7 protein-coding genes are annotated in these 7772 nt (G+C 56.3%); 5 read left to right on the top strand and 2 right to left on the bottom strand.

The annotated features are described in order from the left end of the window. From K5905_RS22270 to K5905_RS22260, 3 genes are all read left to right on the top strand, one after another. Positions 1–786, top strand: a 786-nt coding sequence (locus K5905_RS22270) for an aldo/keto reductase (protein WP_297587896.1), incomplete at its 5' end; no start/stop codon positions are given. Positions 787–975: 189 nt separating this feature from the next. Next, on the top strand, positions 976–1512 hold the full coding sequence (gene thpR, locus K5905_RS22265) for an RNA 2',3'-cyclic phosphodiesterase (protein WP_297587894.1): 537 nt from the start codon (positions 976–978) through the stop codon (positions 1510–1512). 349 nt (positions 1513–1861) lie between these two features. After that, positions 1862–3826 (top strand): methyl-accepting chemotaxis protein, encoded by a 1965-nt coding sequence (locus K5905_RS22260; protein WP_297587892.1) that lies wholly within the window; start codon positions 1862–1864, stop codon positions 3824–3826. A gap of 8 nt (positions 3827–3834) precedes the next feature. Here K5905_RS22260 and K5905_RS22255 read toward each other — a convergent pair whose 3' ends face one another. Beyond that, entirely contained in the window at positions 3835–5010 is a 1176-nt protein-coding gene (locus K5905_RS22255) for a glycosyltransferase family 4 protein (protein ID WP_297587889.1), read from the bottom strand. 105 nt (positions 5011–5115) lie between these two features. Here K5905_RS22255 and K5905_RS22250 point away from each other — a divergent pair, with 105 nt between their 5' ends. After that, the gene (locus K5905_RS22250) at positions 5116–5889 is read left to right on the top strand and encodes an alpha/beta hydrolase (RefSeq protein ID WP_297587886.1); all 774 of its coding nucleotides are present in this window, start codon (positions 5116–5118) and stop codon (positions 5887–5889) included. 99 nt (positions 5890–5988) lie between these two features. On the opposite strand, the gene K5905_RS22245 is transcribed toward K5905_RS22250, so the two are convergent. Further along, positions 5989–6630 carry a DNA-3-methyladenine glycosylase 2 family protein gene (locus K5905_RS22245; RefSeq protein WP_297587883.1) on the bottom strand — a complete coding sequence of 214 codons (642 nt, stop codon included), beginning with the start codon at positions 6628–6630 and terminating at the stop codon, positions 5989–5991. A gap of 160 nt (positions 6631–6790) precedes the next feature. Between K5905_RS22245 and gluQRS the strand changes: the two genes are divergently transcribed. Continuing rightward, entirely contained in the window at positions 6791–7675 is an 885-nt protein-coding gene (gene gluQRS / locus K5905_RS22240) for a tRNA glutamyl-Q(34) synthetase GluQRS (RefSeq protein ID WP_297587879.1), read from the top strand. Positions 7676–7772 lie beyond the last annotated feature (97 nt).

The raw sequence follows: 7772 nt of genomic DNA, 5'->3' as shown, positions 1-7772 counted from the left end.
GGGCGCACAGTAATGGACTGGTTTCGCGAAACCGGCGAAACCGGCCAGTTGAACCGCGAACAGATCGAGTTTGCCGTCGACCGGAGCCTAAGAAATCTTCAAACGGATTACATCGATCTTTATCAGGTCCACTGGCCGGATCGGAATGTCTCGGGGTTTGGCTCCAACCCGACCCGCTGGGCGGACGCAGAGCCTGTGGACGGCGAAAACAGCATCTACTCGACCCTGGAAGTTCTCGCCGGTCTGGTGAAGTCCGGCAAGATACGCCATGTCGGCATCTCCAACGAGAGCGCCTGGGGCACGATGCGGTACATTGCTGCTGCCGAGTTGATGGACTTCCCACGGGTGGTTTCCATCCAGAATGCGTATTCCCTGGTGAACCGGACTTTCGAGACCAATCTGGCCGAAGTTTCCCGCCGGGAGAATGTCGGATTGCTCGGCTATTCGGCACTTGCTCAGGGTTACCTGACCGGCAAATACCGAAATGGAGCCCTGCCGGAAGGTGCAAGAAAGACACTCTTCAACAAAATGCAGCGTTATGAGCACCCGCGTACGCAACAGGCGGTCGACGCCTATCTGGATGTGGCGAGGGAGGCCGGACTGGATCCGGCGCAGATGGCAATTGCCTTTGCCAAGTCCCGGAGTTTCATGACGTCGGTTATAATTGGAGCGACGAAAATGGAGCAGCTCGAGACGGATATTGCCGCTGCTGACCTGACACTTGCGCCCGAGGTGATCGACAAAATCAATGCGGTCCACCAGGAATTCGGCAACCCGGCACCCTAGCCGGATGCCGACTAAACATTTTTAGAGAATCAGAATTGGCGACATACCGGATCAGCAAGAGATGATCCGGTTGCCTTTCTTTGTCCACACTGATTTCAGATGCTTTCTCAAAAGCTTAGATTTTTGTCTTGCGAATTTCATGAAGTTGATTCCTCATAGGATTCATCAGCGACAGCGGAGGGAACACCCATGCCGCGCCTATTTACAGGCCTTGAGATTCCGTCAGAGACGGCACTCATGCTTTCAATGCTCCGGGGAGGCCTTCGGGGCGCCCGCTGGATCGATCCGGAAAACTACCACCTTACCTTGCGCTTCATCGGCGACATCGATGATCGAACGGCAGATGAGGTCGTAGCTGCTCTGGATCGCATTCACAGGGACCCGGTGGAAATCCGGTTGACCGGTCTCGGGTCCTTCGGCAACGGCAAGCCGCACGCGGTTTGGGCCAGGGTCGAGCCGACCGCGCAACTTGCGGACCTGCAGGCAGAGCAGGAACGGATCCTGCAGCGGCTGCATTTACCGGCCGAGCGGCGTAAATACATTCCGCACGTGACGGTCGCCCGGTGCAGAACGTCAACCAACGAGGATGTTGCCAAGTGGCTTAGCGAGCATGGCAATTTTCAAGCGCCTGCCTTCGTTGCGGGACGGTTCGTGCTGTTTTCAGCCAAAGCCAGCGTCGGGGGCGGCCCCTATCTGGTCGAAGAAGCATATCCGCTCGCGGCATAAATGCGAGCTGTATGATCCGACCTGCATCAAAGCGGTCATGTGTTGCCGTGACCGCTTGAGGTGCCGGCAGAAAGCTGTTCGGTCGACCGGACCTGCTTTCGACGATTTCTGCCTGAACAATATAGATGCTTCAATTCCCTTGGATGACATCTCTTCCGGGAGCGTCTTTCCTGTCCGTCGAGTGAAGGGAAAAAGATATAACTTACTGATATCGTGAATATTTTTTCTGATTGCTAAAAATTAGAGGGCTAACTTTTATTTGAGTAAAGGAATGTTAATTGCTTTCGCAGTTTTCTGAATCTGCTGTGCAGCTCACCAAATGAGCGACCGATAAAAAAACGAGACCTGAATGACATTTCTAGCAAATCTCCCCATCGCTGCCCGTGTGGGCGGGCTATCCGCCATTGCGATTGTTGCCATCGGAGTGCTTTTAAGCACTGCGCTTTACAGTCAGCATGTGGTATCGACCGAAATCGACAATCTGGCCGATTACTCCCAAATGGATTACAGGGTCTCGCAGGTCCAGGCGCATGCGCAGAACATGCGCAGTAACAAAAAAGACCTCCTGTTGACGAAGGATTTGGCTTTTGTTGCCAAGTATCGGGTCGAATACGAAAAGGCACTGACAAACCTGGATGAAGTGGAAGCCAAGCCGCAAGCGGCAGAAATCCAGAGTGAGCTCGACAGTCTCCGCTCCATCCTAAATCAGCACAATTCGGAATTTGCGGTGTTGAGCACCGACCTTGAGGCAATGGGCCTGGATGAAACCAGTGGTCTGCAAGGTGAATTGCGGGCGGCAGTTCACAACGTGGAGGAAAAGCTGAAGGCAGCCAATCTTGACGCTCTGACCGTCAAGATGCTGATGATGCGTCGACACGAAAAAGACTTCATGCTGCGCGGCAATGAAAAATATATTGCCCGGATCGACAAAAGGCGTGAGGAATTTACCGGGTTGCTCAAGGGCAGTGGGCTTACCGTAAAAGAGCAGACTGAAATCAGTGCGTTGCTCGATGGCTATCAGTCCGCTTTCAGAAAATATGCGGAAAAGTCAGCTGTCATCGATACGGATCTGGCGCATTTGGAAGAGCTTTATGCGCAGATCAATCCGCTCTGGTCGGTCGTATCGGAAGCCGCGTTCAACGGCAAGCAGGCGGCCGGCAAGGCCCTTGATCTGGCCGAAGCTTCTTCGAGGACCACATATCTGGCGGTATCGGGCATCGCCTTGTTCCTTGCCGTCGGTCTTGGCTGGCTGATCGGACGCAGCATCACAAGACCGGTCAACTCTCTCACCGGCACGATGCGGGATCTGGCGGACGGCAATATGGATGTTGACGTGGACTTCACCGACCGCCGGAACGAAATCGGCAGTATGGCCCGCGCTGTCGAGGTTTTCCGGACCAACGCGATCCGGACCCGTGAGCTTGAGGCGGAACAAAGCGAACGGTCTGCACGTGCGGAAGAAGAAAAACGCACTCTTATGGACAAACTGGCCAACCAGTTTGATGCGTCGGTCGGTGCAATCGTGCAACGGGTTTCTAACACCGCAGTTACCCTGAACCAAAGTGCGGCGACCATGTCGCGGGTGACGGAAAATACAAGCGAACGAGCGGAAACCGCTGCTTACGCATCTGCGCAAACGACCGAAAATGTGAGCGTTGTCGCTTCCGCTGCTGAAGAGATGACGGCGTCGATAAGCGAAATCAACGAGCAGGTTATCCGAGCATCCGAAGCGTCCCGTAACGCTGCGCAGGATGTTTCCCAAACGGCCAGTCAGATGGATGCACTGGCAAAAATGGCGGATCGGATCGGTGAAGTGGTTTCGATGATTTCCGACATTGCCGAGCAAACAAACCTGCTTGCGTTGAACGCCACAATCGAATCTGCCCGGGCGGGAGAAGCCGGTAAGGGGTTTGCCGTTGTCGCCAGCGAGGTGAAAGCCCTGGCAAATGAAACCGCGAAGGCGACAGAGAGCATTTCCGAGCTGGTTACCGAAATCCAGGCTGAAACCAAGACCGCTGTCGGTTCCATCGGAAAGATCGGTGACGTTATCCGTGATCTGGAACACTCTTCGACCGCCATCGCCTCGGCGATGGAGGAGCAGGGAGCAACCACGCAAAGTGTCGCTGAAAACGTCGCGCAGGCGGCCAATGGCACGCGGGACGTGTCCGGCAGCATCCAGATCGTGAAGGAAGCATCGGTCGAGGCAAGTGAAGCGACCCATCAGGTTCAGGGCAGCATCAACGAATTGACCGAGCAGTCGGATCTACTGCGCGAAGAGGTCGGTCGGTTCCTGGATCAGATCCGGGCTGCCTGAGGCCCGACTTATGTGCCCAGGAGGCTGTTGTAGACTTCCAGTGTCCGATCGCACATGATTTCGACCGAAAAGTTCTGACGGACATGGCTCAGGGCCCTGTCCGTCATTTCCTTTCGGGTGTCGGGGGCCTGGCTCAATGCATTGCGGATTGCATCGGCAAGAGCGTCTGCATCTCCAGGAACAACGCGCCAGCCGGTTCGTGCCTCCTCAGATGCTTCCGGGGGCGCCAGCACCGTTTCAGGCACGGCGCCGTGATCTGAAACGATCACCGGTACACTGGCAGCCTGTGCTTCCACAGCCGCCCGTCCAAAGGCTTCCGGTTCGACGGATGCAATTACCGAAAGGTCCGCCAGAGCAAGGGCTGCGGGGACATCCGAGCAGTGGCCGACCAGTCGGACCTGGTCCTGCAGCGCGTGATCTGAAATCAGTTTTTTCAACTCGGCTACATATCCGTCACGTCCCTGGGCATCCCCTGCCAGGATGGCGACCGGTTCCTTGCATCCTGTTTCCTGAAGGTCGGCCATCGCTTCGATGATAACCTTCTGCCCCTTCCACGCCGTCAGGCGGGCCATATTCAAGATGATCGGCCGACCGACCGGGACGCCCCAACTGTCCTTCAATGCCTGCTGGCGCAAGGCACTTACATTTTCCGATGCCAGCGCCTTAAGGTCGGATCCGCGCTGAATTACGGTGATGCGGTCTTTGGCGAATGTGTGCCGTCTGGTTATAAGCCCTGCAATGAACTTGGAATTGGCAATGACGGCGTCACCACGCGCCATGACGGAATTGTAAAAGGCCTTCAGTTTGTTCGACTGATTATAGGTGCCGTGATAGGTCGTGACCAAGGGCGTTTTGGTGCGCCGCGCCGCCCAGAGTGATGACCAGGCGGGTGCCCGGCTTCTGGCGTGGATAAGGCTGACATGCCTCTCTGTGATCAGCGTGCTCAGACGAGCCGCGTTTTTCCAGATCGTCAACGGGCTCTTGGATTTGACAGGCATCTCAATGTGTTCGGCGCCGCTGGCTTCCAGTTCCGGGACAAGCTGCCCTCCCTGGCTTACCACCAGTGCGGTGCCCCCGGCTTCAACCACTGCTTTCGCCACATCCAGCGTGGTACGTTCCGCACCTCCGGAGTTCAGGTCGGGAATGACTTGCAAGATTGTGGTGGCGGGGGGGAGTTGAGCCAAGTCGTATCTCCGGAGGGGCTTTTCAATAACGGGCGGCTATGTCAAACGAGCTGTTCAGGTCCTGACCGGGACCTTTCAAATGGATACCAGAACGAGAGCCATAATATGGGTGCGCGCGATCCGCAATTCATCACGGTCGGAAAAAACGGCGAAGAGCGGCGGATCGCGGTGCTCAAAACCGAAAGCAACTCCCCCACACTGCTCTGGCTTTCCGGGTTCAAGTCGGACATGACCGGTTCAAAAGCCGAGGCGTTGGCCGGATATGGGGAACAACACGGGCAGGAGGTGATCCGCTTCGACTATTCAGGCCATGGGCAATCGAGCGGTGCATTTGAAGACACCTGCGTCTCTGACTGGCTGGAAGAGACGGAAGCCGTGTTCGATCGGTTTTGTACCCGGGACACCATTCTTGTCGGTTCTTCCATGGGCGGCTGGATGGCCTTGTTGCTGGCGCTCAGCCGAAAAGCCTCGGGCAGGATAAAGGGTCTTGTTCTGATTGCACCGGCGGTTGATTTTACCGAAGAGTTGATGTGGAAACAGCGGTTCACGGACGATATCCGGAATGCGATCCTGCAGGAGGGGCACTGGGAGCAGCCGTCCGAATATAGCGAAGAGCCATATATCATCACCAGGAAGCTGATCGACGATGGGCGCAAGCATCTTCTGTTCGGCCGACCGCTTCATATCGGAGCGCCTGTGACCATCTTGCAGGGCGCGCTGGACCCGGATGTTCCGGCCAGCCATGCCCAGAGACTGGTCGAGGCGCTGCCTCAGGACGATGTGACCTTCACAATCGTCCCCGACGGAGACCACCGTCTGTCCCGACCACAGGACATCGACCTGCTGCTGAGGTCGATTGAGGCATTGTCCGACGGTTAGGAGGTGTTGAGGGCAAGGTTCTGGCGGTGATCTGGAGACTATTCGTCTTGCCCCAGAAGCGAAGTTTCGGGATGGGGCTTCTCTTTCAAATTCACTTCGTTAGAGAGGCATTGTTTCCCGGCCCTGCTTCTGAACCCTGTACCAGGCCCAGAAGAGACGGGCGGCGACTGCCCGATGCGGGGCCCAATCGGAGGCGATCAGATCAAGATCGTTCGGGGCCGGTTTCTCGTCAAGGTAAAGCGCATCGCGCACGGCGATCTGCAAAGCCAGGTCACCGCTTGGAAAAATATCGGGATGGCCGGCGCAAAAGAGCAGGAATATGTCCGCGGTCCAGCGTCCGATTCCCTTGATGGCGCACAGGTTCGCGTGAGCCTCGTCCGCAGGAGCCGTTGCCAGTTGCCTCAGGTTCAAGCCCTCATCACAAGCTATCGTGACGGCGCGCAGAGTTCTGATTTTTGGCCTGGAGAGCCCTGCACCGGCAAGGTCTTCATCCGAAAACTTACTCAGGTTTTCTGCCGTGAGCGGTGAGACGAGCGTCTGAAGACGCGCAAAAATCGCTGCTGCGCTGGCGACCGATACCTGTTGCCCGGTAATGATCTGCGCCAATCCTTCAAAATCTGCAGCACGGCGCCGGAGTGGGATCGGGCCAGCCGTGTCGGCGATCCGCATCAGACGTGGATCAGCGGATTTCAGAGCCTCCATCCCCAAATGTATATCTGCATCCGTGGCAATCGGTTTCATTCAGATCATTTCTTGTGATGAACGAGGGGCCGGTTCACTTGTGAGAACAGGAGCACCTCCATCAATTGATCCAACATTCAATGGAAGTGCTCCAACGGGAATGATAGGTAAGACATCAGATCCCGTCTGTCATCACTTCTACCTGGATTAGCCTGATCTCATGACTTCGCCCGCCTTCCGGTTTGCACCCTCACCCAATGGGTATTTGCATATCGGCCACGCGCTGTCGGCACTGTTGAATGCACGCGCTGCCGTCGCGCTTGAAGGACGATTGCTTGTTCGGGTTGAAGACATTGACCAGACCCGCTGCACACCACAGCTCGAAGCGGAAATGTTTAAGGATCTTGCCTGGCTCGGAATACCGCTCGAAGAACCGTTTCTGCGTCAATCGAAGAATTTCCCACACTACCGGTCGGCGCTGGAAAAACTGCAGGATCTGGGACTGGTGTATCCTGCGTATCTGACGCGAGCGGAAATCAAACGTTTTGTTTCCGATTACGAGGCCTCGGGAAAGTCCTGGCCACGCGATCCGGATGGAGCTCCCGTTTATCCAGGCGACGATGCGGTGCTTTCGGATGCCGAGCGCAAGACACGCGCAGACAGCGACGCACCTTTCGCGTTGCGTCTCGATATGAAGAAGGCGCTTGAAAAAGTCGGCCAGGAGCTGGTCTGGAGTGAAGTGGGAGCTGAGGGGAAGACCTTGTTTGCTTCGCCGAGGCCTGTACCCGTCGATGCTTCGGCCTGGGGAGATGTTGTTCTCGCGCGCAAGGACACGCCGACCAGTTATCATCTGTCCGTTGTCGTTGATGACGCACGGCAAGGCATTACGGATGTGCTGCGCGGAAAGGACCTTTATCCTGCCACGAGTGTGCACCGGATCCTTCAGGAGCTCCTGGGTTTGCCACAGCCGCGCTACCGGCATCACAGGCTTGTTCTAGACGAGGACGGACGGAAACTCTCCAAGTCCACCCATGCCACCAGCTTGAGGTCCTTGCGCGAAAACGGTCTGACGCATGTTCAGTTGCGCAACCTCATAGGTCTTTAAAGCGGTTCGTCGGGTTTCAGATCAGGACAGGCCGGGTCCGAACCAGCGATCCAGAAACCAGATCCAGAGGCTGGCGGTCACGATGGCGCTCAATGTG

Source organism: Roseibium sp. (assembly GCF_025698965.1).
In the GTDB taxonomy this organism is placed as follows: domain Bacteria; phylum Pseudomonadota; class Alphaproteobacteria; order Rhizobiales; family Stappiaceae; genus Roseibium.
Note: the sequence above shows the minus strand (reverse complement) of the source record. Positions and strands in the feature narration are given on the sequence as shown.

Bases quoted from the DNA above. Each gene is read 5' to 3' on its own strand.
- thpR (WP_297587894.1), top strand. From the start codon at position 976: ATGCCGCGCCTATTTACAGGCCTTGAGATTCCGTCAGAGACGGCACTC.
- K5905_RS22260 (WP_297587892.1), top strand. From the start codon at position 1,862: ATGACATTTCTAGCAAATCTCCCCATCGCTGCCCGTGTGGGCGGGCTA.
- K5905_RS22250 (WP_297587886.1), top strand. From the start codon at position 5,116: ATGGGTGCGCGCGATCCGCAATTCATCACGGTCGGAAAAAACGGCGAA.
- K5905_RS22245 (WP_297587883.1), bottom strand. From the start codon at position 6,630: ATGAAACCGATTGCCACGGATGCAGATATACATTTGGGGATGGAGGCT.
- gluQRS (WP_297587879.1), top strand. From the start codon at position 6,791: ATGACTTCGCCCGCCTTCCGGTTTGCACCCTCACCCAATGGGTATTTG.